Source organism: Pseudomonas sp. NPDC090203 (genome assembly GCF_044746765.1).
Taxonomy (GTDB): domain Bacteria; phylum Pseudomonadota; class Gammaproteobacteria; order Pseudomonadales; family Pseudomonadaceae; genus Aquipseudomonas; species Aquipseudomonas putida_AD.
The window spans coordinates 259,199-285,138 of the sequence record NZ_JBIVCV010000003.1 but is presented as its reverse complement, the minus strand read 5'-3'; the positions used below and the strand labels follow the sequence as shown (position 1 = coordinate 285,138).

Annotated in this window: 19 protein-coding genes; 7 read left to right on the top strand and 12 right to left on the bottom strand. The window is 61.9% G+C overall.

Annotated elements, in window-relative coordinates; translation table 11 throughout:
- Window positions 1-18 precede the first annotated feature (18 nt).
- Complete coding sequence (locus ACIPO9_RS06765; RefSeq protein ID WP_400606505.1) at window positions 19-723, top strand: YebC/PmpR family DNA-binding transcriptional regulator; 705 nt, start codon at window positions 19-21, stop codon at window positions 721-723.
- Between the two features lie 519 nt (window positions 724-1,242).
- On the opposite strand, the gene ACIPO9_RS06760 is transcribed toward ACIPO9_RS06765, so the two are convergent.
- Together ACIPO9_RS06760 and ACIPO9_RS06755 are read right to left on the bottom strand one after the other, a co-directional pair.
- Window positions 1,243-2,544, bottom strand: coding sequence for a leucine-rich repeat-containing protein kinase family protein (locus tag ACIPO9_RS06760; RefSeq protein ID WP_400779557.1), 1,302 nt, complete (start codon window positions 2,542-2,544; stop codon window positions 1,243-1,245).
- A gap of 72 nt (window positions 2,545-2,616) precedes the next feature.
- A complete protein-coding gene (locus ACIPO9_RS06755; RefSeq protein ID WP_274133491.1) occupies window positions 2,617-3,165 on the bottom strand; it encodes a TetR/AcrR family transcriptional regulator in 549 nt (182 codons plus the stop codon).
- A 166-nt stretch (window positions 3,166-3,331) separates the two neighbouring features.
- Between ACIPO9_RS06755 and ACIPO9_RS06750 the strand changes: the two genes are divergently transcribed.
- From ACIPO9_RS06750 to ACIPO9_RS06740, 3 genes are all read left to right on the top strand, one after another.
- Entirely contained in the window at window positions 3,332-4,483 is a 1,152-nt protein-coding gene (locus ACIPO9_RS06750; protein ID WP_400779555.1) for an MFS transporter, read from the top strand.
- 71 nt (window positions 4,484-4,554) lie between these two features.
- Window positions 4,555-6,468: a propionyl-CoA synthetase gene (locus ACIPO9_RS06745; RefSeq protein WP_400779553.1), complete on the top strand. Its 1,914-nt coding sequence runs from the start codon at window positions 4,555-4,557 to the stop codon at window positions 6,466-6,468.
- An 85-nt stretch (window positions 6,469-6,553) separates the two neighbouring features.
- Entirely contained in the window at window positions 6,554-8,152 is a 1,599-nt protein-coding gene (locus tag ACIPO9_RS06740) for a lactate dehydrogenase (protein WP_400779551.1), read from the top strand.
- 189 nt (window positions 8,153-8,341) lie between these two features.
- Here ACIPO9_RS06740 and ACIPO9_RS06735 read toward each other — a convergent pair whose 3' ends face one another.
- Entirely contained in the window at window positions 8,342-9,100 is a 759-nt protein-coding gene (locus ACIPO9_RS06735; protein ID WP_400779549.1) for an anti-sigma factor family protein, read from the bottom strand.
- Window positions 9,097-9,612: an RNA polymerase sigma factor gene (locus ACIPO9_RS06730; RefSeq protein WP_274133496.1), complete on the bottom strand. Its 516-nt coding sequence runs from the start codon at window positions 9,610-9,612 to the stop codon at window positions 9,097-9,099. Before ACIPO9_RS06730 ends, ACIPO9_RS06735 begins: the two co-directional genes overlap by 4 nt.
- Window positions 9,613-9,804: 192 nt before the next feature.
- Here ACIPO9_RS06730 and ACIPO9_RS06725 point away from each other — a divergent pair, with 192 nt between their 5' ends.
- Together ACIPO9_RS06725 and ACIPO9_RS06720 are read left to right on the top strand one after the other, a co-directional pair.
- Window positions 9,805-10,890, top strand: coding sequence for a catalase family peroxidase (locus tag ACIPO9_RS06725; RefSeq protein ID WP_400779547.1), 1,086 nt, complete (start codon window positions 9,805-9,807; stop codon window positions 10,888-10,890).
- Entirely contained in the window at window positions 10,887-11,432 is a 546-nt protein-coding gene (locus ACIPO9_RS06720; RefSeq protein ID WP_400779545.1) for a cytochrome b, read from the top strand. Before ACIPO9_RS06725 ends, ACIPO9_RS06720 begins: the two co-directional genes overlap by 4 nt.
- A gap of 318 nt (window positions 11,433-11,750) precedes the next feature.
- Here the strand turns inward: ACIPO9_RS06720 and ACIPO9_RS06715 are convergent, their stop codons facing one another.
- From ACIPO9_RS06715 to ACIPO9_RS06705, 3 genes are all read right to left on the bottom strand, one after another.
- On the bottom strand, window positions 11,751-12,890 hold the full coding sequence (locus ACIPO9_RS06715; RefSeq protein WP_400779864.1) for a M14-type cytosolic carboxypeptidase: 1,140 nt from the start codon (window positions 12,888-12,890) through the stop codon (window positions 11,751-11,753).
- A 155-nt stretch (window positions 12,891-13,045) separates the two neighbouring features.
- Window positions 13,046-13,576 (bottom strand): sigma factor-like helix-turn-helix DNA-binding protein, encoded by a 531-nt coding sequence (locus tag ACIPO9_RS06710; RefSeq protein WP_400779543.1) that lies wholly within the window; start codon window positions 13,574-13,576, stop codon window positions 13,046-13,048.
- Between the two features lie 514 nt (window positions 13,577-14,090).
- A complete protein-coding gene (locus ACIPO9_RS06705; protein WP_274131137.1) occupies window positions 14,091-14,558 on the bottom strand; it encodes an Lrp/AsnC family transcriptional regulator in 468 nt (155 codons plus the stop codon).
- A gap of 222 nt (window positions 14,559-14,780) precedes the next feature.
- On the opposite strand from ACIPO9_RS06705, the gene ACIPO9_RS06700 reads away from it, so the two are divergent.
- Window positions 14,781-18,266 carry an indolepyruvate ferredoxin oxidoreductase family protein gene (locus ACIPO9_RS06700; protein ID WP_400779541.1) on the top strand — a complete coding sequence of 1,162 codons (3,486 nt, stop codon included), beginning with the start codon at window positions 14,781-14,783 and terminating at the stop codon, window positions 18,264-18,266.
- Window positions 18,267-18,371: 105 nt separating this feature from the next.
- Here the strand turns inward: ACIPO9_RS06700 and ACIPO9_RS06695 are convergent, their stop codons facing one another.
- From ACIPO9_RS06695 to ACIPO9_RS06675, 5 genes are all read right to left on the bottom strand, one after another.
- Entirely contained in the window at window positions 18,372-19,421 is a 1,050-nt protein-coding gene (locus ACIPO9_RS06695) for a hypothetical protein (protein ID WP_400779539.1), read from the bottom strand.
- Between the two features lie 231 nt (window positions 19,422-19,652).
- Window positions 19,653-21,614, bottom strand: coding sequence for an acetyl-CoA carboxylase biotin carboxylase subunit (locus ACIPO9_RS06690; RefSeq protein WP_400779537.1), 1,962 nt, complete (start codon window positions 21,612-21,614; stop codon window positions 19,653-19,655).
- The gene (locus ACIPO9_RS06685) at window positions 21,611-22,429 is read right to left on the bottom strand and encodes a gamma-carboxygeranoyl-CoA hydratase (protein WP_400779535.1); all 819 of its coding nucleotides are present in this window, start codon (window positions 22,427-22,429) and stop codon (window positions 21,611-21,613) included. Before ACIPO9_RS06685 ends, ACIPO9_RS06690 begins: the two co-directional genes overlap by 4 nt.
- A 14-nt stretch (window positions 22,430-22,443) precedes the next feature.
- Window positions 22,444-24,051, bottom strand: a complete 1,608-nt coding sequence (locus tag ACIPO9_RS06680; RefSeq protein WP_400779533.1) for a carboxyl transferase domain-containing protein — start codon at window positions 24,049-24,051, stop codon at window positions 22,444-22,446.
- 94 nt (window positions 24,052-24,145) lie between these two features.
- Window positions 24,146-25,309, bottom strand: coding sequence for an isovaleryl-CoA dehydrogenase (locus ACIPO9_RS06675; protein WP_400779531.1), 1,164 nt, complete (start codon window positions 25,307-25,309; stop codon window positions 24,146-24,148).
- Window positions 25,310-25,940 lie beyond the last annotated feature (631 nt).

Here is a 25,940-nt window from a genome sequence, read left to right as displayed (position 1 = left end):
GGAACAAAGAGAGCAATCATGGGCGCACAGTGGAAGGTCAAACACAAAGAAGCAGCAGCCAACGCCAAAGGCAAGATTTTCGGCAAGCTGTCCAAGGAAATCATGATTGCCGCCCGTTCCGGCGCTGACCCTGACATGAACTCGCGTCTGCGTCTGGTGGTCGAGCAGGCGAAGAAGGCCTCGATGCCACGCGAAACCCTGGAGCGCGCGATCAAGAAGGGCGCGGGTCTGCTGGGCGAGCATGTTCACTTCGAAAAACTCACTTACGAAGGTTTTGCCCCGCACCAGGTGCCGGTGATCGTCGAGTGCCTGACTGACAACGTCAACCGCACCGTTGCCGAAATCCGCGTGCTGTTCCGCAAGGGCCAGTTGGGGGCGGCGGGTTCGGTGTCCTGGGACTTCGAGCACCTGGGCATGATCGAGGCTGTTGCAGAGAAGGCTGATGCCGATGCTGACGAAGCGGCCATCGAGGCGGGTGCGCAGGATGTTGAAGCGGGTGATGAGGGTGTGACGCTGTTCTACACCGAAACCACGGATCTGGATGCGGTGTGCAAGGCGCTGCCGGAGCAGGGGTTCACGGTTGAGTCGGCGAAGATCGGGTATCGCCCGAAGAATCCGGTGTCGGGTTTGAGTGATGAGCAGATGGCTGAGGTCGAGGCGTTCCTGGAAGCGATCGATAGCCATGATGATGTGCAGAACGTTTATGTGGGGTTGGCGGGGTAAGCTGTTTTTTTGTGCCCACGCTTTGCACCGCTGATGGTTCCCACGCTCCGCGTGGGAACGGCTGTCCTGACGCTCCGCGTCGGCGTGCTCGACTCTGATGTCGGTGGGTATATCCGTCGGCGCGGTGGTTTTGGCCTAGGGTTTCGCCCCTTACGGGCGACCTACTTTCTTTCGGGAAAGTAGGCAAACCATTTGCTCCTGGCTGGGCCCGACTGCGTCGGGTTCCCTCGGCTCCGGCGCCGCTCCGGGGGCACGCCGTGATGGGCCGTCCCTGGCCCGCACGGCTTTCGCGGCATCCCTGCCGCTCATCCCCCTCCACGACACCTGCGCTCGGCCTGGCGCCTTGACGTCGCATTCTGCGGCGCCTGTGCCATCGCGCACCAAGATCAAAAGCACACCACCGCCCCGTAGCAGTACGGCTTGCCGGCGGGGGCGTCCTCAAAATCGCCCCCGATCCTGTAGGAGCGCGCTTGCCCGCGACGGCGGCCGTAAGATCGCCCCCGCCGGCAAGCCGTGCTGCTACGGTTGGATTTTGCTTTCCCGGATCGATTGTTCGACGCTGGCGAAATCCGGGCGGGCCATGACGTCTGGTTGTACGCATCGCCCCTGCAACGCTCGCAACCGGGCTGTCTGCTCTTCGCTGGCATCGCAACGCTCCAGCCATTCGCCCAGCAGGATGCCGAATGCCCTTACTTCAATGCGTTCCAGCGTCTGTCCGGTTTCGTGGTCGGGATAAAACGCGGCCGCTCCGAAATCCCCGAGCAGGCATTCGCCGTTTTCGGTCCAGAGGATGTTGTGGGCGTACAGGTCGCCGTGGTTGATTCCTCGGGCATGCAGGTGGCCGCAGACCGAGGCGATGCCAGTGGCCATGCGCTGGACGGTGGCCAGGCTCATGCGCGTGCCGTTGTAGACGTCCCGGGTGCAGGATTGCAGGCTCGGCGGGCGGGCGAGGGTGGTGAAGCGCGGGGAGATCAGTTCCATCACCAGGCCCCGGGCCTGCTGCGGATGGCCGCAGATCTGGCCCAGCAATGGAATCAGGTCCGGGTGCTGGCCGGCGGCGATGCAGGCGGCCATTTCGTCGAGGGGCGAGCCGTCGCTGGTCAGGTCGCCCTTGTAGAGCTTGACCGCGACGTCCTGTGCAACGCCTTGATCATCCCGCCATTCGCCCCGATGAATGATCCCCGAGGCACCTTCGCCGAGCACGTCGTGCAGCGTCAGTTGCGACCAGGGAATCTGGCGGATCGGCTCCTCGACATGGGCGTCGTGCAGTGGGTTGCCCGCGAACGCCAGCCAGGCCAGGGCAGGCATGTTCAGCAGCCAGTCTGGCAGTTGGCGGATCCGGTTGGCGGCGATGCGCACCAGTTCCAGCCGCTGGCACGACGCCAGCGAGGCCGGCAGGCTGGTCAGCCGGTTGCCCGCCATCATCAGCTTTTGCAGGTGTTCGAATTGCCCCAGTTCTTCGGGAAGCGACTCGATGCGGTTGTCGGTCAGCACCAGCGAGCGCAAACGCGGCGGCAGCGCGCGTGGTGACACTTCAACGATCTGGCAGGACTTGAACCCGACGAAAAACAGTTGCTCGCATAATCCGAGCGCTTCGGGCAGGCGGGTAAACGGATTGTTCGAGCAGAAGATGATCTGCAGGTGTTCGAGCCGATGCAGGTCCGCAGGCAGATCAGTCAGCTGGTTGCCGCTCAGATTCAGCACCTGAAGCGAATCGGCGAGGCTGAAGATCTCATCGGGAAAGTGCGTCAGGCCACAGCTGAGGTCCAGCCGCGTGATACCGGCCAGCTTGCCGGCGCGCAGATCTTCAAGGGTGTGCATGGTGACGGCTGCCGTGGTTCAGGGCCCGCCATCATAGCGAGTCGGCGGGGACTGTGGCTAACGGCGCAGGGATCAGCCCAGGCAACGGTCCAGCAACTGGTACATGCGTTCGAGGGTCGGGGCCGATTCGGCGTAGAGAATGCGGTAGACCATGGGCGCCACCACCGCATCGATCAGCTCATCGGCGTCGGGGCTGCGCTCGCCGCGTTCCTGTGCGCGGTCGATGATGATCTGCAACTGGTCACGCACCATGTTCAGGCATTTGCCGGAGCACAGGGTGGCGCTGCTGCCCACCACATCGCGCATCATTTCCCGGCCTGGGGCGGAGCTGGTTTCTTCCAGGTAGACCTCGACCCAGGTGCGCAGGTCGTCGCGCAGGTTGCCGCAATCCACCGGCTCGTCAGGGCGCAGGCGCTCCACGGCGGCGTCGGCGAGCAGCGAGGTCAGGTCGCCCCAGCGTCGATAGATGGTCGAAGGCGTGACCCCCGCCCGCGCGGCGATCATCGGCACGCTGAGGGCGGAGCGGTCCAGTTCCTGCAACAGATCACGCACTGCGGCGTGGATCGATGTCTGCACCCGGGCGCTACGTCCGCCGGTGCGAATGCCTTCTTTGATAGCCATGAAGCGGACCCTAACACAAAGTATTTGCTTTAAGCAGATTTAGCTCGCACACTCACTAAAGCAAATATTTAGCTTTTAATGCGTGCTTTTTCGAGAGAGTGTACCCGTGTCTGATTCTTTGCAGAACCCGCCAAACGATGGTCGGAGCCCGCGACAAGGTCACTTGATGTATCTGGCCTTCGTCATGCTCTGTTTCTTCGCTGCGTCCAGTGCGCCGACGCCGCTGTATCACGTGTATCAACAGGCGTGGGGCTTCTCCTCGGTGCTGTTGACGCTGGCGTTCGCCGTGTACGCCTTGAGCCTGCTGACGACTCTGCTGGTGTTCGGCTCGCTGTCGGACTACCTGGGGCGCAGGCCGGTGATTCTGGCGGCGCTGTTGCTGGAAATCGCCTCGATGGGGCTGTTTATCCTGGCCAGTGACGTCAACTGGCTGATCGCAGCCCGCGTCGTGCAAGGTGTCGCCACCGGCATTGCTTCAAGCGCCTTGGCCGCAGCCATGCTGGACACCGACCAGACACAGGGCCCGCTGGTCAACAGCATCACGCCGATGTTCGGCATGGCCGTGGGTGCGCTGGGCACCAGTGTGCTGGTGGAGTATGCGCCGCTGCCCATGCTGCTGGCCTATGGGTTGCTGCTGGCAGCCTTCGTCGGACAGGCACTGTACCTGTGGCGCGTGGCGGAAACCGTGACGCCGCAGCCCGGCGTGCTGAAAACCCTGAAGCCTGCGATGCGCGTTCCGCCCCAGGCACGCAGCACCTTGCTGCTGATCTTGCCGGCGGACATCGCGGCCTGGGCGCTGGGCGGATTCTTCCTGTCACTGGCGCCTTCGCTGCTGGCGGCGGCCACCGGGGCGGTGTCGGTGGTCAACGGCGGGCTTGCGGTGGCGGCGCTGACCATCAGCGGCGCGGTTTCGATCATGAACCTGCGCTTGAAAGCACCACGCCTGGCCTTGCTGGTCGGCACCAGTTTTCTCGCCGCAGGCGTAGCAGTGGTGCTGCTGGCGGTCAATCTGGGCTGGCTCTGGCTGTTCTTCACCGGCGCCGTGGTGGCCGGGATCGGTTTCGGCGCCAGTTTCCTCGGGTCGCTGCGCCTGCTGCTGCCGCTGGCCCACGCCCATGAACGGGCAGGGCTGATGTCGACCTTTCTGGCGCTCAGCTACTTGGCGTTCTGTGTGCCCGCGCTGATCGCCGGGCTGGCGGTCAAGACTCAAGGGCTGATCGTGACCACCAATGTCTACGGCTCGGTGGTGGTGATACTGGCGCTGCTGGCGCTGGGCGGCTTGTTGCTGCGCCGGGCCGAGCGCCCACGGACGGCATAGCGCCCGGCCCTGCATTCGTTCGAGGTTCTGCTAGCTTCTTTCTCTACAAGAACAAGCACAGGGATCCACGGATGAATCATCAGAACGGCGCGCCGCGCCACGCGCCTGACGCAGCCCATTACGACCGGCATCACTCTCGTTCCATCACGGACCCTGCGGCCTATTGGGCCGAACAGGCGCAGCAGGTGGCCTGGTATCGCGCGCCGCAAGAGATTTTGCAGTCCATGCCCGATGGCACCCATCGCTGGTTCGCCGACGGCTCGCTCAACAGCTGCTATCTGGCGCTGGACAGGCAGATCGAACTGGGGCGCGGCGAGCAACTGGCGCTGATCTACGATTCACCCGTGACCGGCCAGCAGGCCAGCTACACCTACCGGCAACTTCACGCCGAAGTCGCCCGGCTCGCGGGGCTGTTGCGTCAACTGGGTGTCGGCAAAGGCGATGGCGTCATCATCTACATGCCCATGGTGCCGCAGGCGGCGATGGCCATGCTGGCCTGCGCACGCATCGGCGCGATGCATTCGGTGGTGTTTGGCGGCTTTGCACCCCATGAACTGGCGCTGCGCATCGATGACCTGAAACCCAGGCTGTTGCTGACGGCGTCCTGCGGTCTGGAGTTCGACCGGGTCATTGCCTACAAGCCGCTGGTGGACAAGGCCCTGGAGCTTTCGAAACACCAGCCGGAACACGTGCTGTTGTGGCAGCGTCCGCAAGCGCTGTCGACAATGCTGCCGGGCCGCGACCTCGACTGGCAGGCCGCATTGAAAGAGGCCAAGCCCGCCGACCCGATGCCGATGGCCAGCACCGACCCGCTGTATATCCTCTACACCTCCGGCACTACGGGCAAACCCAAGGGCATCGTGCGGGAAAACGGCGGGCACGCGGTGGCAATGCTCTACACCATGCATCAGGTCTACGGCATGGCTGCGGGGGATGTCTGGTGGGGTGTTTCCGATGTGGGCTGGGTGGTGGGGCATACGCTGATCGTCTACGGGCCGCTGATGGCCGGCTGCACCACGGTGTTCTACGAAGGCAAGCCGGTGCGTACCCCGGATGCCGGCGCCTACTGGCGAATCATCGAGCAGTACCGGGTCAATGCGCTGTTCTGCGCGCCGACCGCCATGCGTGCCATTCGCAAGGAAGATCCCCAGGGTGAACTGCTCAAGGGCCGCGACCTGAGTTCCATCCGGCAACTGTTTCTGGCCGGGGAAAAACTGGATTCGAGCACCCACCAGTGGCTGGAGCGCCTGACCGGCAAACCGGTGCTCGACCACTGGTGGCAGACCGAAACCGGCTGGCCGGTCACGGCGCCGTGTCTGGGCCTGGGAGGGCACGTGGCCGGACCCGGTTCGAGCAATCGTGCGGTGCCGGGCTACGCCGTTCAGGTCATGGACGAAGAGGGCAAGCCGCTGCCTGCGGGCGAGCAGGGTTCCATTGTCATCGCGCTGCCGCTGCCGCCAGGGTGCAGCCAGACCCTGTGGGGCGATCACGCCCGCTACCTGTCGGCCTACCTTCAAGCGTTCCCGGGCTACTACAACACCGGCGATGGCGGTTATGTCGACGCTGATGGCTTGGTGTACATCATGGGCCGTACCGACGATGTGATTAACGTCTCCGGCCACCGGCTATCCACCGGGGAGATGGAAGATCTGGTCGGCCAGCATCCGGCCGTCGCCGAAAGCGCGGTGATTGGTGTGCACGACGAGATAAAGGGCCAGGTGCCGCTGGCGCTGGTGGTGCTCAAGGACGGGACGCAGCAGGACGCCGCGGAGGTACGGCAGCAACTGGTGGCACAGGTGCGCGAGCGTATCGGCGCGCTGGCGTGTTTCAACCGGGTGGTGGTGGTCAAGCGCCTGCCCAAGACCCGCTCGGGCAAGACCTTGCGTGCGGTGCTGCGCAAGATCGCTGATGGCGAGGATTACAGCGTCCCCGCGACCATCGACGACCCGGCGATTCTGCAAGAGATCGCCGCCAGTCTTGCCTGAGTCTGCATCAAATGACTCAAGTTGCCGTGGCAGGTGCCGACATACCGGACAGGAAAATAACATTCTGTTCGAGCAAGGACCTGCCATGTCAGCGATTTCTTCTGTTTCGGTGATCCAGCCCCAGGTGGTCGCCAAGCTAGCCGCCAACGAGCCTGCGGTCAGTGTCACGGCCGCCACGACGGTCAGCAGTGCATCGACTTCCGATACCGTGACCCTGGGTGAGAACACGCGCGTGCCCGATGCCCAGACCTACACGGTGCGGGGCCTGATCGCCAATCCCGACGTGCTGCCCGCCTGGGAATACACCCAGCAGGACAAGGTCTCGCTGAACATGACCGGCAACTTTGCCAGCTCAGGCGCCGCCAGCCGCTTCCAGGGCCTGGGCGCATCCTTGCTTGCGCAACTGGCTGAGACCAACAAGAACATCTCGCAATCGGTGATCCGCTCATCGACCGGCAAGGCACTGGAACCCGCCGAACTGGCAGCCGCCCAGGCGAAACTGCATAGCAACGCGGCTGACAACAGCATCAGCCTGACCCTCAAGACCGCCAGCGGCAAGACCGTGCAACTGACCCTGACCAGCTCCGACAACGGGCTGGCGGTGCAGGCGCAGGTCAGCGGCGGCGAGTTGACCGCCGATGAGCAGGCAGCGCTGGGCAAGATGTCCGACGGGTTCCAGTCGGCCATCGACGGCCTGACGGCCAAACCACCGCAACTGAAGCTGGACGCGTTGACGAAGTTCGATTCGAACGTTTTCTCTTCGGTCGACCTGAACACGCGCATCCAGCTTGACGATAAAAGCATCCAGACCCTGGAGCTGCATGCCGACGCCGATGGCCGTTCAATGCGCATGAGCGGCGCCTCGGGGGATCTGGACGTCTCGGTTGACCTGAAGAACAGCGCCATCATCGGTGACGCCAACCAGCAGGAAAAGGCGCTCAAGGGTTATGTCAGCCAGATCGAGGCCGCCCGCAAGCGCGGCGATGGCGATGCGCAATTGCTGTCGATGTTCCAGGATGCCTTCACCACATTGCACAGCGACTATCCCGGCACGCGCGCAGCCACCACGCCGCAGACCGTCAGTTCCATCGAGCTGACCCAAACCGATCATGGCCTGCTCACCGGTCTTGGGGATTTCAGTGCGTCGGTGACCGAGAAGGGCAAGGAGGGCAACCCGGCGCGTCCCGGCGAGCTGGACTCCTTCGCCTACAAACTGTCCCAGAGCACCCAGTCCAAGGGCCGCGATCAGCTCAACCGCAGCATCGTGCAGGATCAGCAATCGTCGCTGGTGGCCAGTTACCACAAGCCGCTGCCGGGGGCGAACAAGCTGGACCTGTCGACGGACCCTGCCTCGCAGAATTATCTGTATTACCAGATCAACGATCAGGCCAGCAGCAAGACCAGCATCGGCTACGAGAAGGGCGCGCTGATCAATGCCTCGGTGGCCCAGACCGCCAGCCAGACCACGCGCATTTCCAGATACGTGATGGGGCATCTGGAATCGGACACCACCACACCGCTCAAATCCTCGAAGAACCAGAATTTCCTGCATGTATTGCAGCAGGCGATTCAGCAGGACAAGGATGCACAGCTTGGGCGCGGTACGTCGCGCTTGAAAGACACCCTGGCCAACATCCAGGACAAGGTCTTGTTGCAGCCTGATCCCGAGAAGTTGAACGGCTAAGCCCCACCGTCCGTAGCAGTCCGGCTTGCCGGCGTCGGCGATCTTGAGGCCGCCCCCGCCGGCAAGCCGTGCTGCTACGTGGCTGACCCCACAATCCCCGTAGCAGCCGGGCTTGCCCGCGGGAGCGATCTCATGGCCGCCTCGCCGGCAAGCCGGACTGCTACGGGTGGTTCAATCGGTTCGACGCCCTCATATCGGCCGCTTCAACGCCTGTCGCGCCGCTTGCGCCGCCGGGTCATCGGCCGGGCCGACCATCGCATAATTGTACCCGCCCCCCGACCAGTAATCGGCCTGCAGCTCGCCATCACGGCGCGTACCTCGGGGCAGCATGCGGTGCTGTTCGATGGGCGGACGGATGTAGAAGCTTAGCGTGCGGCCCTGGGCGTCCTTGTATACCACCATCGCCGCAGCGCCTTGCTCGGTGCTGCTCAGACGCCCACTCACTGGCTTGAAGCCCGCCGACTCAAGATCCGGCAGACGGTTGGCCTGGGCGAAGTTCTTGTCCAGCCAGACCTGCACGTTATTCGGCTTGCCGGTGTTCCAGTCACTGGCGACGTTGTCGTTGACGGCGAACATGCGGTAGGCCTGCACCGCATCGGCCATGGGCAGCACGGCATTGGCCAGGGTCATGTCCCGTGCCTGCCAGCCGGCCAGGCCGCCAATGGACACCGCGATCAGCAACAGCGCGGCACTGGCGAAATGCCGGCTGCGATTTCGGCGCATGCGTTGACGAATGAATGCCGGGTCCAGCTCGGGATTGGCAGGCCGATGCAGGTCACCGCTCAGGCCGGCCCGCAGGTTTTGCGCGTCCAGTTGCCAGGCCTGCACCTGTTTTGCGATCTCGGGATTGGCCGCAAGCCAGGTGTCCATGGTTTGCCGGTCGGCGTCGTCGAGCTTGCCGTCGATGTAGGCGTGCAAGTCTCGTTCACTGGGGGGCAAGGTCATCATTTGAGTATCCGCAAAGCAGGGGTGGTGATTTCGCCTTCACTGAGCTGGCGCAGTGCCTGACGTGCGCGAGACAGACGCGACATGACGGTGCCCACGGGGACCTCGAGAATCCCGGCGACTTCCTTGTAGCTCAGGCCCTCGACCGACACCCAGAGCAGCAGGGCGCGTTGTTCGGGGTTCAGGCGTTCGAAGGCCTGCAGGGTGGTCCGGGCGACGACGGTCCGCTCCACCGAGGGTTCGTGTTGATCCTCGCCGCTGGCGCCGGTAAACAGTTCCAGCATGCGGCTGTAACGTCGCGAACGGCGGTGATTGTCCACGAACTGTCGGTAGAGAATCGAAAACAGCCAGGCCCGCAGGTCACCTTCCGGGCGGCGGCCGGGCCAGGCTGAGAGCGCCTTTTCCAGGCTGGCCTGCACCAGGTCGTCGGCGCTGCTGTAATCGCGGGTCAGCGAAACCGCGAACCTGCGCAATCGCGGCAGCAGCTCGCGTAGTTGATCGTCGACATCATTCATGGAGGGCTTCCAGGTCGATGGGCTCGACCGCTTCGGATCGTATGCAAGGGAAGACGCCGCAGCGTGAAGATTATTCCTGCCCGCAAAAAATAAAAATCGATGGCTGGAATAACTGCGCCGGCGCCGCGTCACACCTTGTGAACCGTATTCGCCCATGTCATTCGTAGAGGCCAGAGGCCCGGAGCGTAACCGATGATTGAGCCTGAACCGCCACACCTTCGCAAACCACCGTTGACGACCGCTGAGAAGCTCGCCCGCCTGGGCGGTATCGGCCTGGTCCTGGTGATCGCAGCCGGGGCGTTTGCCTACGTCAACGGCAGCCTTGACCCACAGCGCCTGACGCCTGCACGAGTGGTCGATGTGTTCGAACACAACAACGGCGTGCACCCTGGCTACCGCCGCAACCACCCCAAAGGCATTTGCGTCGCCGGTTATTTCGAAAGCAACGGCGCGGCCAGTACGCTGTCCAGAGCCCAGGTGTTCGCTGCCGGGCGAACCCCGGTGATCGGCCGGCTGGCACTGCCCACGGGTAATCCTTACTCGCCAGACAGCGCAGCGCCGATCCGCAGTTTCGCCGTGCAATTCACCCAGCCGGACGGTCAGCAGTGGCGCACCGGGATGAACAGCATGCCGGTGTTCCCTGTGGGCACGGTGCAGGCGTTCGTCGACCTGCAGAAGGCCACGGCACCGGACCCGAAAACCGGCAAGCCGGACCCGGCCAAGCCTCCAGCATTCTTTGCCGCGCATCCCGAGGCGCAGCCGTTCCTGGCCTGGGTCAAGACCGCCAGGCCGTCGGCCAGCTTCGTGACCGAGACCTATAACAGCGTCAACGCTTTCGTGCTGGTCGATGCCCAGGGTAAACGCCAGGCCGTTCGCTGGAGCCTGGTGCCTGCCGCCAAGGGCGACGCGCCCGCGCCGGATGCCAAGGACTACCTGCAACAGGACCTGAGCGACAAACTGGCCAGCGGGCCGCAGCGCTGGGACCTGGTGCTGACCCTGGCCAACCCGACAGACCCGACCGGTGACGCCTCCAAGGCCTGGGCCGGCGAACACAAGACGGTGAACGCCGGGACCCTGGTGGTGGAGGGGGACAGTGCGCAACTCGACGGCGCCTGCCGTGATATCAACTACGATCCGCTGGTACTGCCCAATGGCATCGAAGGCTCCGACGACCCGTTGCTGGCAGCCCGCTCGGCGGCCTATGCCGCGTCCTACATGCGCCGAACCTCTGAAGTCGGTCAGCTTGAAAAACCGCCTGCGCAGGAGAAACAGCCATGAGTACGCCCACTTCGCATTTCGCCCCGCTGGCCCGGCTTCTGCACTGGCTGATGGCGGTCATGGTCATCGCGATGCTGTTCATCGGCGCCGGGATGGTGGCTTCGGTATCTGAGCGGCATGAATGGCTGTTGAGCCTGCACAAACCTTTGGGGATTGCGATTCTGCTGTTGGTCATCGTGCGCCTGATCGTACGCTTTTGCACCGTGACGCCAGCATTGCCCGCTGACTTGCCGGCCTGGCAGGCGCTGGCGGCCAAGCTGTCGCACTACCTGCTGTATGCGCTGATGCTGGCGATGCCGCTGATAGGCTGGGCGATGATTTCGGCGGCGGGGGATCCGGTGATGCTGAGCAGCTCGATACGCCTGCCTTCAATCGTGGCCGCCCATGCCGAGACATTTGCCTTCTTGCGCGGGGCCCATCGATACTTGGCGTACCTGCTCTTCCTGACCATCCTCGCGCACCTGGGGGCGGCGTTGTTCCATGGCTGGATCCGCCGCGACGAGGTATTGGACAGCATGCTCAAAGGCCGCCCACGCACCTGATCCCAAGACCCACACCAAACCCCGTAGCAGTCCGGCTTGCCGGCGTCGGCCCCCTTGAAATCGCTGACGCCGGCAAGCCGGACTGCTACGGATATTTGCGGAATCCCAAATCGCGTTAACACCGAAACCCGTAGCAGCACGCCTTGGCGGCGGGTCGATCTCGAGGCCGCCCCCGCCGGCAAGCCGTGCTGCTACGGTTATGTGGCGAACCCTGGATCGCACTAACCCCAAAAAACCTCGTAGCAGTCCGGCTTGCCGGCGTCGACGCCCTTGAAATCGCCAACGCCGGCAAGCCGGACTGCTACGGGCGGTCGAGCGTCAGCGCAGGACCGACACCATCTCGCCCAGGGTCGCCAACACGTCCCTGGCCAATTGTTTCGAGCGCTTGCCTGACCAGCCGGTCAGCACGTCCGGGGCGTCGTCGTTGTCCTTGAAAGGCATTTCCAGGGTCAGGGCCAGGCACTTGTAGCGCTCGCCGACACTGTTGCAGGCCAGGTTCATGTTGGCCTGGCCCGGTTCGGCCCGTGGGTAGCCGTAACGGGTCTGGAAATCCCGGGTGCGGCCACTCAGGCGTGCGCGGAAATCGGCTTCCAGTTCACGCTGCTTGTCGGTGTACCCCGGATTGCCTTCGCACGCAGCGGTGAACACGTAGGGGATTTCCTCATCGCCATGCACGTCGAGGAACATGTCCACGCCGTACTTTTCCATCTGCTCCTTGACGAAAAACACCTCCGGGCTCACTTCCGGGGTCGAATCCTGCCAGGCGCGATTCAGGTCCTTGCCCTGGGCATTGGTGCGCAGGTGGCCATGGAAGGAGCCGTCCGGGTTCATGTGCGGCACCAGGTACAGGTCGGCGGACGCCAGCAACGCCTGCAATTGCTCGTCATCTTCCTGCAGGCGCTCGATCACGCCTTCCATGAACCATTCGGCCATGTGCTCGCCGGGATGCTGCTGGGCAATGATCCAGATCTTGCGCTTGCCTTCTGCGCCATCGCCCTTGCGCAACAGGGGGATGTCACGGCCTTCGATGCTCTTGCCGGTGGCGAGCAATTGAGTGCCGGACTTGTTCAGCGCCTGGTCGATCAGCCAGTCATGACGCTCGCGGCTGTAGGGTTCGAAATAGGCGAACCAGATCTGCGGCTGTTCGGGCGAAAGGGCGAAATTGAGGGCCTTGCCGTCGAACGTGCTGGGCACCCGGAACCAGGTTTTCTGGTCATAGGACGCGGCGGCGTTGTAGCCGGTCCAGGCACGGTTGTAGCTGGACTCGCTGGCGTTGGTCAGGCTGAACCCATGAGGCTGGCCGACCTGCATGCCATCGACCTTGAAATGGAACCACTGGAAGTGCGCGCTGCGTGTATCAGGGCGAATGGCCAGTTGCACGTTTTGCGGGTTGCTGGTGTCGAGCACCACGACGTTGCCACTGTCAAAATCACAGGTCACGGAAAGCGGGGTCTGAATCACGGGAAGATCCTGAGTACGTTAATGCCAACTCAACGCCCATCGGGTGGCGGTCACGGGGAGGCCGGGCGACCACGCTGGGCTGTTATATGACGGGTACTTTACACGGATCAGGATGTCGCACCGCGACAGATTGTTCAGTCAATGAGTCACGTTCAGGTGAAGGCTTCTGCGGTCACCAACAGGCTGCAAAGGAACGCCGTCAGCACCATCCAGGCGATATAGCCCCGGCGCTTGCGGCGGTGCCAGCCGTTGGCACCGAGGGCAGTGGCAGGGGCCTGGAGCTTGCACCACAGGCGCTCGGTATCCTGGAATGCAATCAGATGACGGCTGTCGGCATCGACCCAGTGACGAAACTCGATACGCTGGCTGGCGGTGGCCAGCGGGCTTTGCAGATGCACGTACCAGCGGCGGGCTTGCAGGCGGGCGGCCTCGGCATCTGCCGATTCGTCAGCGCATTGATCGAGCAAGCGGACCATGCAGCGCTCGACGGATTCGACATCGGTTTCCATAAGCTGGGCGATATCGGTGTAGGGCATCTGGTCCAGACGGCTCAACAGGAAGACCTGCCGGGTCTTGCGCGGCAGTTTCTGGATGCGGCGACGATAAAGTTCGGTTTCAGGGCTGACAGGCACGCCCGATTGGCGCGTCGGCAAGGAAAGAGCAGGGGTGAGTGGATTAGTCATGGCATTTCACTCGCTTGTCATCCGTGGTTCATCCGAAGGGAGGAGTGGGGGCATCGTCCGTGACGCGCATCGATGTTAGTGCTTATGAGAGTCATTCTCAAGTAAGCAGTGTCGCTTTTTTCGACTTTTTTACCAAATATGTCGTTTTTGACCGTGTGGACGGTTCAGTGCTCATTTTTCTTTTGCTATCATGCGCGCCATCGAGCAGGCCGCAGATGCCAGCCAACCCTCTTCATTAGCCTGAAGACGCAGCAACAGACCGAACCCAGACCCTTGAAGGGCACAAAAAAAAGACCCGGCAAAAAGCCGGGTCAAAAACCGTGATTAGCCTGATGAGGAGATAATCCGGAAGCCGACCTAAGGCTTCTGGGTTACCAGCCAGTCTCGCGACTGGTTGCGCTCAATAATAATCATTATCATTTGCACGTCAAATGTTTTTTCGCATTCTGGTGAAAAGATTTTTTCGTGTGCCCGTACTATCCCCAAAACAATCCCCATTTGCGCCATGAAGCGCTCAATCCAGCGGCAACTCGGTGGTGCGCTTGACCACACTCATCGCGATGTTCGAATGCGCCTCCTGCACGTGCGGGCTCTGCAGCAGGTGATCGCGCAGGAAGCGCTCGTAGCTGGCGATGTCCTGCACCACCACCTTGAGCATGAAATCCATGTCGCCGGCCATGGTGTAGCACTCCAGCACCTCGGGAAACCCGGTAATCGCCTGCTCGAACTCCGTCAGATAACGCCGCCCGTGGCCTGACAGCTTGACGTCCACGAACACCGTCATGGTCAGCCCCAGCTTCGCGGGGTTGAGCAGGGCGACCTTGCGTTCGATCACGCCTTCTTCCTGGAGGCGGTTGATCCGCCGCCAGCAAGGCGATTGCGACAACTCTACGCGCTCTGCGATTTCAGCAGCGGACAGGTCAGCGTCGCGCTGCAACAGGCGAAGGATTTTACGATCGATGGGGCTGAGTTTGACCTGCATGAATTGACCCTTTTTTATTCTATAAACGAAACAGGCATGCAGGATTTGAGCAGATACGGGCCAATTTAGAAAGAAAAAGCCTGCGCGCCACAGGCAGTATTGGCTCTGTGAATGCCGGGTCAACCGTCCCGGCATCCGGGCAGTTCGCGCACGGCTCACAAGGTCGCGCCAGCACCGCTCGCCACATTCAAAACGCACTAATAAAAACAAAGGAGTGCCTGAATGTCTTTGGCTGATATTCGTCTGGATGATAAGTACCGGCTCGCCACCGGCAATCTGTACCTGACCGGAACCCAGGCCCTGACCCGCCTGCCGATGCTGCAGAAGCAGCGCGATGAAGCGAGCGGCCTGAACACCGCCGGGTTCATTTCCGGTTATCGCGGCTCGCCACTGGGCAACCTCGACAAGAGCCTGTGGGACGCCAAGGATTACCTGCAAGAAAACGCCATCCATTTCCAGCCCGGGGTCAACGAAGAACTGGCCGCGACGGCAGTGTGGGGGAGCCAGCAGGTCAACCTGTTTCCTCACGGCAAATACGACGGCGTGTTTGCGCTGTGGTACGGCAAGGGCCCGGGCGTCGACCGTTGCGGCGACGTCTTCAAGCACGGCAACTCGGCCGGCGTCGCTGAAAATGGCGGAGTGCTGATCCTCGCCGGCGATGACCACGGCTGCAAATCCTCGACCATCGCCCACCAGAGCGAACACGCTTTCATCGCCGCGATGATCCCGGTGCTCAACCCGAGCAACGTCCAGGAAATCCTCGACTACGGCATCATCGGCTGGGAACTGTCGCGTTACAGCGGATGTTGGGTGGCGATGAAAACCATTGCCGAAAATGTCGACTCTTCGGCCGTGGTCGAAGTCGATCCGCTGCGCATCCAGACACAAATTCCCGAAGACTTCGAAATCCCCGAAGGCGGCCTGCACATTCGCTGGCCAGACCCGCCCCTGGCCCAGGAAGCGCGCCTCAACACCTACAAGATCTACGCTGCCCGCGCCTTTGCCCGGGCCAACAACCTGAACAAGGTGGTGATCGACTCGCCCACGCCGCGTCTGGGCATCATCACCACCGGCAAGTCCTACCTGGACGTGCGCCAGGCCCTTGAAGAGCTCGGCATCGACGAAACACTCTGCGCCTCCGTCGGCATCCGTGTGCTCAAGGTCGGCATGAGCTGGCCGCTGGAACCGGTCTCCGTGCACGACTTCGCCGAAGGCCTGGACGAAATCCTCGTCGTCGAAGAGAAACGCAGCGTGATCGAGGATCAGCTCACGGGCCAGTTGTACAACTGGCCGGTGGATCAGCGCCCTCGGGTGGTTGGCGAGTTCGACGAAGAAGGCCGTTCGTTGTTGCCCAACCTCGCCGAACTGACGCCGGCGATGATCGCCCGGGTCATCGCCAAGCGTCTGGCACCGATCTACAGCAGCCCGAAAATCGAAGCCCGTCTGCAGTTCCTGCAGGACAAGGAAAAGGCCCTGGCCGCGCCGCTGTTCAAGACCCAGCGCACGCCGCATTTCTGCTCCGGTTGTCCGCACAACAGCTCGACCAAGGTGCCCGAAGGCAGCCGTGCGCTCGCGGGCATCGGTTGCCACTACATGACCATCTGGATGGACCGGGAAACCGATACCTTCACCCAGATGGGCGGCGAGGGCGTGACCTGGATCGGCCAGGCGCCTTTCACCGACACGCCCCACGTGTTCCAGAACCTGGGCGACGGCACCTATTTCCATTCGGGTCACCTGGCGCTGCGTGCGGCCGTGGCGTCGAAGGTCAACATCACGTACAAGATTCTCTACAACGACGCCGTGGCCATGACCGGTGGCCAGCCCATCGACGGCATCCTGCGGGTCGATCAACTGAGCCGCCAGGTGTTCAACGAAGGCGTGCAACGCATCGCACTGGTCTCGGACGACCCTGACAAATACCCGAGTCGCGAGGCGTTTGCGCCGATTACCACCTTCCACCATCGTCGCGACCTGGATAGCGTGCAGCGCGAACTGCGCGAGTTCAAAGGCGCGTCGGTGATCATCTACGACCAGACCTGCGCCACCGAAAAACGCCGTCGGCGCAAACGCGGGACCATGGTCGATCTGGACAAACGTGCGGTGATCAACCCGGCAGTCTGCGAAGGCTGCGGCGACTGCGGCAGCAAATCCGGCTGCCTGTCGATTCTGCCCAAGGAAACCGCCCAGGGGCGCAAGCGCGAGATCGACCAGAGCGCCTGCAACAAGGACTTCAGTTGCGTCGAAGGCTTCTGCCCAAGCTTTGTGACGGTGCACGGTGGCAAACTGCGCAAACCGCAACGCCCTGACCAGAACCAGGCCTTCGCGACGCTGCCGGAACCGACGCTGCCCGGGCTGGATCATCCATTCAACATCCTGCTGCCCGGCGTGGGCGGCACTGGCGTGACGACCGTGGGCGCCATGCTCGGCTACGCGGCAAACCTGGAAGGCAAGGGCTGCAGCGTGCTGGACCAGGCGGGTCTGGCGCAGAAGTTCGGCCCGGTGGTGAGCCATATCCGGATCGCGGCGCGTCAGGAAGACCTGTTCGCCGTGCGCATCGCCGCCGGTGAAGCGCACCTGCTGTTGGGCTGTGATCTGCTGGTGGCCGCAGGCCCCGATGCGATTGCCAAGCTCAACAACGATAAATCCTACGCTGTGGTCAACAGCCAACAGACGCCAACCGCAGAATTTACCCGCAACCCGGACGCCGAATTTCCTGCCGAAGCCATGATGCAGACCATTCGCGAGGCGGTGGGCGCAGACAAGACCCACTTCGTCCAGGCGACCGACCTGGCTACCAAACTGATGGGCGACAGCATTGCCAGCAACCTGTTCATGCTCGGCTATGCCTACCAGTTGGGCCTGATCCCGCTGACGTCCAAGGCGATCGAAAAGGCCATTGAGCTCAACGGCGTGGCGGTCAGCCTGAACCAGCAGGCCTTCCTCTGGGGCCGTCGTGCGGCATTCGATCTGCCAGCGGTGCAGAAGGCTGCCAATCCTCAGGCGATTGCGCAGCAGGAACCGCTCGAGCTGACTCTGGAACAGCGCCTGGCGAAAAACGTGCAAATCCTTGGCGAGTATCAGAACCAGGCCTACGGCAAACGCTACCTGGCGTTGGTCGACAAGGTGCTTGAGGCTGAACGCCGACTGTTCCCCGGCGAGCAACCGGCGCTGACCGAGGCGGTGGCGTTCAACTACTTCAAGGTGTTGGCCTACAAGGACGAGTACGAAGTCGCACGTCTGTACAGCAACGGCGAGTTCACCAGCCAATTGCAGGCGCAGTTCGAAGGCGACTACCGACTGGAATTCCATCTGGCGCCTTCGTGGCTGGCCAAGCGCGACCCGAACAACGGCGCACCGCGCAAGCGCAGCTTCGGCCCCTGGATGGTGAAGGCATTCGACGTGCTGGCCAGGTTCAAATTCCTGCGTGGCACAGCGTTCGACCCGTTTGGTCGTAGCCTGGAGCGGCGTCAGGAGCGCGAGCTGATCGACAGCTACGTGGGTGATGTCGAACTGATTCTCCAGCATCTGAATGCGGGTAATCGTCATACGGCGTTGAGTCTTGCGCGTCTGCCTGAGCGGATTCGCGGCTATGGTCACGTCAAGGAAAGCGCGATGAAGGCTGCTGCGTTGCAGGCAATCCGCCTGCGTCAGAGCCTGGTCAGCGGGGAGGTGGCTATGCCGAAGTTGTATGAAGTAGCGGCGTAAGTGAAAGGGCACGCAGGGATGTTCCTGCGTGCCCTTATATGTACGTAGAGGTTAGCCAGCCTGAGAAGGAGAGCGTCTTGTTCGGTCAACAGGCTGCAAGGCTCATTACTTTCTGAATTGATTGGCGTAGATGCAGTTGTCCACCAGGCGGTTACGCAGGGACCAATCAGTGTTGATAATGTAATGCTTCATGATGGGGTGGTTGACATCACCGGCTGCGAACCAGGACATGGTTTCTTTGGTAATGTCTTTTGGGACAAAAAATGGCATTGAGTATTTTGCTGCTTGAACCGCGCGAAGTTCTCCAGCGGGTTTGGTTTCGTTACCGACATTGCGAACAAAATCCCGCAGCTTGTTATTGCTGGGGGTATTTTCACCAATCCAGCGTTGATTGACACCGGGCCAGAATGACCGGTCACGATCTGACGACTTGTACGCGATAACAGTGTTTTTATTTCGGCTCCAGAGTTGGTGAGCCAGCAGGTCTTTGTCAGACGGATCAATCAGTCTCGAACCGAATGCCGCCTTGATAATGGCTCCCAGTTCCTGATGCGCAGCCGTAGTAAAATTCTTGAATTCATGAAAATCAAGTATGACTATTTCTCTCGCATGCTCCCGATGCAAGTTGTTGACTGCACCGATGATATCTCCCTGTACAGTACGACCATTACTGGTCATGTGGAAGATGCTGAAGCGTCGCGGATCTCCCCTGGTATAGCCGGAATAGAACTGAACCCGTAAGTCTAGAGCGCGAATCCCGTATTGCAGCTGCACGTGGGGAGAGTAGTCCTGGCAGGTTTCCGAACTTGGGGAGCTGGGCGCTTGTTTGTCGCAACCAGAGTTGTGCGTGCCAGGAAGGATCATGTTTTCGATCTTCAAGTTAGCGACAGTCCGGTAGGTTCCCATCCAACTGGCTCGGTGGGCATTGTTGGGGGGAGCGATGCTGGCAAGCTCTGCGCCGGTGTCGTCTGTTGACGTCTCAACTTGCTCAGGGGATGTAACAAGCGAGTCCAGTGGTGGATGAGGTAGTGCCAGCTCTTCTTGGGTGTAAACGGGCTCGAATACAGGTTCTTGGTAAGGGACATGTTGACCTGAATCGTCAAGGTCACCGGGTGCGATGTCAAGTTGTTCGGCAAGTAGTTCCATTGTGTTCATGTCATTGACTCCATGTCGTGACAATAGGTTCGCTTTTAAAGTGATGAATGACGGGGTGCGTCAGACACCGGGGAGTTAAATACACTTTTAGGTGCGTGTCGACTGTAAAGAGTGTTAATCAGGCGGGATAGTATTGCGGATTGTGAGTTCGGCTTGATGAAGTGGCAACCATGTATGAGCACGGCGACCCTGAGCGGATCAACGGGTCGCCGTTCCGACTGCTGAAGTTATTCAGTCCTCAATGGAAATCAACACAGTGCCCTCGCTAACCATCTCGCCTTCGGCGCAATACAGCGCTGAGACCACGCCAGTGCGATTGGCACGAACGCTGTGCTCCATTTTCATCGCTTCAAGCACCACCAGAGGCGTGCCTGCCTCGACCTGTTCGCCAACCGCAACCAACACCCGGACGATGCTGCCGTTCATGGGCGCACTGAGACCGCCTTGCTCGGTATGGCTGGCGTCGGCCTCGGCAATCGGGTCGAAACGGCGGATGGCGTGCATCTCGCCATCCCAGCGCAGGTACAGCGTATCGCCGCGACGGATTGCCGTGGTCTGGCGGGACAGTCCGTCATGTCTGATGCTGATTTGATCACCGCTCAGGCGAACCCCATGGGTCTCCTGAGCGCGCAGCTTGACCGTGCGGCTGTCCTGTCCGCAACTCAGGTGCAGGTCCACTTCGTTCGGCAAGCCCATGCGCAGCCCGCTTCCGGTGGACCAGGGCGAGTGCAGGTCATCAGTGCGTTCCACTGCGGCGCTGCTCAGATGAAAGGCCTGGGCGGCCACGTGCCAGAACTCGTCGCCAAGCGCTTGGGCAGGGGGCAGAAGCTCGCTTTGGTAGCGCGGGATAAATCCGGTGTCCAGTTCGGCCTCGGCAAAGGCCGGATGCGCGATGATTCGCCGCAGGAACGCAAGGTTAGTGCGAACGCCGGCAATGGCGAATTCATCCAGCATGGACAGCAGGCGCAGGCGGGCCTGTTCGCGGTCTTCGCCCCAGGCGATCAGCTTGCCGAGCATCGGGTCGTAGAACGGCGAAATTTCATCGCCTTCACTGACGCCGCTGTCCACTCGGCGCCCGGGGCCTTTGGCCGACTCGCGATAAATCTCGAGCCGGCCTGTGGCTGGCAGAAACTCGTTGGCCGGGTCTTCAGCGTAGAGTCGCACCTCGATGGCGTGGCCGCGCAGCGGCACCTGCTCCTGGGTGATCGGCAGCGGCTCACCCTGGGCCACGCGAATCTGCCAGGCCACCAGGTCCAGACGGGTGATGGCCTCGGTCACGGGGTGCTCGACTTGCAGCCGGGTGTTCATCTCCATGAAGAAGAAATCGCCGCGTGCGTCTAGCAGAAACTCCACCGTACCGGCGCCGACATAGCCGATGGCCTGGGCCGCCCGCACAGCGGCCTCACCCATGGCCTGGCGCAGTTCCGGGCTCAAGCCGGGGGCGGGGGCTTCTTCGACGACTTTCTGATGGCGGCGTTGAATGGAGCAGTCGCGCTCATTGAGGTACAGGCAGTTGCCATGTTGGTCGGCGAATACCTGAATCTCGACATGACGGGGCTTGAGCACGTATTTCTCGACCAGCATCCGCGAGTCGCCAAATGATGAGAGTGCCTCGCGCTGGGCCGATGCCAGTGCGTCGGCCAGGTCCTCGTCGCGTTCCACGACTTTCATGCCTTTGCCGCCGCCACCCGCCGTGGCCTTGAGCAGCACCGGGTAGCCGATGCGCGCCGCTGCCTCGCGGAAGGTCGCAGGGTCCTGGGCCTCGCCGTGGTAGCCGGGCACCAGGGGCACGCCGGCCGTCTCCATCAGGGCTTTGGCTGCCGACTTGCTGCCCATCGCATCGATGGCCGAGGCGGGCGGGCCGAGGAAGATCAGCCCGGCCTGTTCCACTGCGCGGGCAAAGCCGCCGTTCTCGGACAGGAAGCCGTAGCCGGGATGGATCGCCTGGGCGCCGCTGCTTTTGGCGGCGGCGATGAGTTTGTCAATTTGCAGGTAGCTGGCGGCCGCCTTGCTGCCGCCCAGGTCCACCGCGATGTCAGCCTCGCGCACGTGCCGGGCGTTGCGGTCGGTCGCGCTGTGCACCGCCACCGTGGTCAGGCCCATGGCTTTGGCAGTGCGCATGACACGGCAGGCGATTTCGCCGCGGTTGGCGATCATCACGGACGTCAAGACAGCTTTCTTCGGGCCGCTCATGAACGTGGCTCTCCATTGGTGTTATCGATGCGCCAGGCAGGCTCGCGCTTTTGCAGAAAGGCGCGCAGGCCTTCCTGGCCCTCGCTGCTGACGCGAATGCGGGCGATGGCGTTTTCGCAGAAGCGGCGCAGGGAAGGGGACAGTTCGCCGTGGCCGACTTCGCGCAGCAAATCCTTGCTGACGCGCATGGCCTGGGGGCTGTTGAGCAGCAGGTTGTCGACCCAGCTCGTGACCTGGGATTCCAGCTGATCGGCCGGATAAGCCTCGGCCAGCAAGCCGATCTCCCTGGCCCGAAGGCCATCGAAACGTTCTGCCGTCAGCGCGTAACGCCGCGCATGGCGCTCGCCGATGGCCTGGATGACGAAGGGGCTGATGACCGCCGGGGCCAGGCCGATCTTGACCTCCGACAGGCAGAACTGTGCGTCACTGGCGCCGATGGCCATGTCGCAGCAACTGATAAGGCCCAGCGCACCACCGTAGGCGGCGCCCTGTACCACCGCCAGCGAGGGCAGCTTGAGCTTGGCGAGGTTGTACATCAGCTCGCCCAGTTCCTTGGCGTCCCCAAGGTTGGTGTTGTAGTCCAGATTGGCCGATTCCTGCATCCAGGCCAGGTCCGCCCCGGCGCTGAAATGACGCCCCCGGGCGCGCAGCAGCAGGAAGCGCAGGCTGCTGTCACTTTGAATGCGGTCAAGGGCAATGATCAGTTCGCGGATCATCTGCGCGTTGAAGGCGTTGTTCTTCTCCGGGCGATTGAGCCACAGGGTGATGAAACCGCGAGGGTCGCGTTCGAGTTCCAGCGTGTCGAAGTCAGTCATGGGCAGTCCTGCGGTCACATGCGGAACACGCCGAAGCGCGTCGGTTCGATGGGGGCGTTCAACGAGGCGCTGATCGCCAGCGCCAGGATGTCGCGGGTCTGGGCCGGGTCGATCACGCCGTCATCCCATAGGCGGGCACTGGAGTAGTACGGGTGGCCCTGGTGCTCGTACTGTTCAAGGATCGGCCGCTTGATGTCGGCCTCCTGCTCGGCGCTGAAGGGCTGGCCGCTGCGTTCGGCCTGCTCGCGCTTGACCTGCGCCAGCACGCCCGCCGCCTGTTCGCCGCCCATCACGCCGATCCGGGCGTTGGGCCACATCCACAGGAAGCGCGGGTCATAGGCGCGGCCGCACATGCCGTAGTTGCCGGCACCAAAGCTGCCGCCGATGATGACCGTGAACTTGGGCACATTGGCGCAGGCCACTGCGGTGACCAGTTTGGCCCCGTGCTTGGCGATGCCGCCGGCTTCGTATTTCTGGCCGACCATGAAGCCGGTGATGTTCTGGAGGAAGATCAGTGGAATGCCGCGCTGGCTGGCCAGCTCGATGAAATGCGCGCCTTTCTGTGCGGCTTCGGCGAACAGGATCCCGTTATTGGCGAGAATCGCCACCGGATAGCCGTGCAAATGAGCGAAACCGCAGACCAGGGTGGTGCCGAACAGCGCCTTGAATTCGTCGAACACCGAGCCGTCCACCAGTCGCGCGATCACTTCGCGCACATCGAACGGCTGTTTCGGGTCGGCCGAGATCACGCCATACAGCTCATCGCTGGCGTACAACGGCGAGACCGGCGTGCGCAGTTGCAACTGACCCAGCTTGCGCCAGTTGAGGTTGGCGACGCTACGCCGTGCCAGTTCCAGCGCATGTTCGTCGCTGTCCGCATAGTGGTCGGCCACACCGGAAATCCTGCAGTGCACGTCGGCACCACCTAGGTCCTCGGCGCTGACCACCTCGCCCGTGGCGGCTTTCACCAATGGCGGCCCGGCGAGAAAAATCGTCGCTTGCTGGCGCACCATGATCGCTTCGTCGGCCATGGCCGGCACATAAGCGCCGCCTGCAGTACAGGAACCCATGACCACGGCAATCTGCGGGATGCCCTGGGCGCTCATGTTGGCCTGATTGAAGAAGATACGTCCGAAGTGCTCACGGTCCGGAAACACTTCGTCCTGCCGGGGCAGGTTGGCTCCACCCGAATCCACCAGATAAATGCACGGCAGGCGGTTCTGCTGGGCGATGGTCTGGGCACGCAAGTGTTTTTTCACCGTCAGCGGGTAATAGGTGCCGCCTTTGACCGTCGCGTCGTTGGCGATGATCATGCATTCGACGCCTTCGACCCGCCCGATTCCGGCAATCACTCCAGCCGCCGGAACGTCCTCGCCGTAGACCTCATAGGCCGCCAGTTGACTGATCTCAAGGAAGGGCGAGCCGGAGTCGAGCAGCCGGTTGATACGCTCGCGAGGCAACAGTTTGCCTCGCGAAGTATGGCGTTCCTGAGCCTTGGCGCCGCCGCCTTCATGGATGCGGGCAAGCAGAGTGTTCAGGTCGTCGGTTTGCCTGCGCAACGCCTGCTCGTTGACCTTGAAATCCGCAGACCGCGGATTGAGATGTGTTTTTAGAATTGTCACCTGAGTGTTACTCCGACCAAGGCCTGGAATCCGAAGTTGCGACCCGCGCAGACCGCTGTTGCTTGCGGCTTAGGGCTTGCAGCTTGCCGCTGCGTCACTTCGTTTCGTTGAACAGTTCGCGACCGATCAGCATGCGACGGATCTCACTGGTCCCCGCGCCGATTTCGTACAGCTTGGCGTCACGTAACAGACGTCCAGCAGGGAATTCATTGATATAGCCGTTGCCGCCGAGAATCTGGATGGTGTCCAGCGCCATCTGGGTGGCGCGTTCGGCGCTGTAGAGGATCACCCCTGCGGCGTCCTTGCGCGTGGTTTCGCCGCGCTCGCAGGCCTGGGCCACGGCGTACAGATAGGCGCGGCTGGCGTTAAGCTGGGTGTACATGTCGGCGACCTTGCCCTGGATCAACTGGAACTCGCCGATGCTCTGGCCAAACTGTTTGCGGTCATGAATGTAGGGCAGCACCACGTCCATACAGGCCTGCATGATCCCGGTCGGTCCACCGGAGAGCACCACGCGTTCGTAGTCCAGGCCGCTCATCAGCACCTTGACGCCGCCGTTGAGGGCGCCCAGAAGGTTCTCTTCAGGCACTTCCACATCGTCGAAAAACAGCTCGCAGGTGTTGGAGCCGCGCATGCCGAGCTTGTCGAACTTGTTGCTGCGGGAGAACCCTTTCCAGTCACGCTCGACGATGAATGCGCTGATGCCGTGTGCACCCTTTTCCAGGTCGGTCTTGGCGTAGATCACATAGGTGTTGGCATCGGGGCCGTTGGTGATCCAGGTCTTGCTGCCATTGAGCACGAAGCGATCGCCGCGCTTGTCGGCGCGCAGTTTCATCGACACCACGTCGGAGCCGGCGTTGGGTTCGCTCATGGCGAGGGCGCCGATGTGTTCGCCGCTGATGAGCCTGGGCAGGTAGCGCGCTTTCTGTTGCGGGTTGCCATTGCGATTGATCTGGTTCACGCACAGATTGGAGTGCGCGCCGTAGGAAAGGGCGACCGAGGCCGACCCACGGCTGATTTCTTCCATTGCCACTACGTGGGCCAGATAACCCAGACCCGCGCCGCCGTACTCTTCACCGACGGTGATGCCCAGCAGCCCCATTTCGCCGAATTTGCGCCACATGTCGGCGGGAAACAGGTTGTCCTTGTCAATCTGTGCGGCGCGGGGCGCGAGTTCCGCGGCGACGAAGGCCTGAACCTGGTCGCGGAGCATGTCGAGGGTTTCGCCGAGGCCGAAATTGAGGGTGGGGTAGTTCATGAGACTGCGTTCCCTTGTTGTTTTTGGAGGGGCTGTCAGAAAGGGGTGGAATGACCTTTACGTTAACGTAAACCTGAGCGCAGTCGATGTCAACGCTGCCTGGATGAAGAAGTTTGCGGGGATAGGCACCGTGCTGCTAAGGGATCGGTGGGGTCATGCGGGGGAGGTTTCTGAACGCCAGACAGCATGAAGGGGAGCCTGGGCTCCCCTCCAAATCGTTGCATGCTCTTTTTTGTTTTTAGGCGGCCTATTGTTGTTTTTGGTGGCCAGACCTTTTTTCCTTTTTGAGCGACCCCCATTCGGGGCCAAGAGCAAACGTATTTTTTTGAGCGCTGATGCTGCTTCGATCTTGCGATTCATCCGGTACGGTAGCTGCCTCGGGGCAGTTTTATTGTTCTCTGTCCGGTTGAGAGACCAGAGGCCTCACAAAGCGATCCACTCCAAAAAAATCAGTTAGCTGCGTCTCTGTCCGTGTTGTTCTTGTTATGTCAGAGCCGATACGTCTTGTTTTTATTGGGTTGTCACAATTTTTATTTTTGTTGTACGTAAGACATAGCAGATGCCATGCCAACTTTTTCAGGTTCCCGGAAACCGGGGCTTTGCGGGAAATCAGGGATTTGGCCCAAGGCCG